The 766-nt window shown below is 65.5% G+C and carries 1 protein-coding gene and 1 pseudogene; both read left to right on the top strand.

Going from position 1 to position 766, the window contains the following annotated elements:
- Positions 1-220 precede the first annotated feature (220 nt).
- Positions 221-370, top strand: a pseudogene (locus IRX98_RS23795) (fibronectin type III domain-containing protein); the annotation flags it as partial.
- Between the two features lie 9 nt (positions 371-379).
- Positions 380-766 (top strand): beta-helix domain-containing protein (locus IRX98_RS20240; RefSeq protein WP_235746042.1); only part of this gene is annotated, 387 nt, incomplete at its 3' end.

The following is a 766-nucleotide window of genomic DNA, read 5'->3' as shown; positions in this document are numbered from 1 at the left end:
CACNCCGACGCCCACTCCGACGCCCACTCCGACGCCCACTCCGACGCCCACTCCGACGCCCACTCCGACGCCCACTCCGACGCCCACTCCGACGCCCACTCCGACGCCCACTCCGACGCCCACTCCGACGCCCACTCCGACGCCCACCCCGACACCCGACACAACCCCGCCCGATTCGCCCGCATCACTAGCCGCGGCGGCAGGTGACAGAGAAGTCGTTCTGACTTGGGAGGTCGTCACCGCAGCCGACCTCAGCGGCTATCACCTATATCGGTCTACGGACTCAGGCGCGACCTGGACACGCATAACTAGCTCCCCCATCACCGGTACCACCTGGACAGTCACGGGGCTGACCAATGGCACGACGTACACGTTCTCGGTGACTGCGCTTGACCAGTCGGGAAACGAGTCCGCGAAGCAGCCGAGCAACTCCGTAACGCCTGGAAACGATGGCGGGCTCAACCATTGCGGGCAGATCACACAGGATGAGACCTGGACTCAAGTTGGAGTCCATGTACTCAACTGCACCGTGATAGTGCCCACCGGGAAGGCTCTTACCGTCGCGCCAGGCACAAGAATCAAGAGCGAGAGCGGCGCCGGTCTGACCGTGTACGGCACGTTGACCGTGACCGGCACCAGCGCCCAGCCCGTGGTGCTCACCAGCCTCAAGGACGACAGCATCGGCGGTGACACCAACGGCGACGGCGGCACCACCAACCCCGCCCCCGGCGACTGGAACGGCATCAACATGCGTGAAGCCGGAATC

The organism is Nocardioides lacusdianchii (assembly GCF_020102855.1).
Classification (GTDB): domain Bacteria; phylum Actinomycetota; class Actinomycetes; order Propionibacteriales; family Nocardioidaceae; genus Nocardioides; species Nocardioides lacusdianchii.
This window is presented reverse-complemented; position numbering and strand designations above follow the sequence as displayed.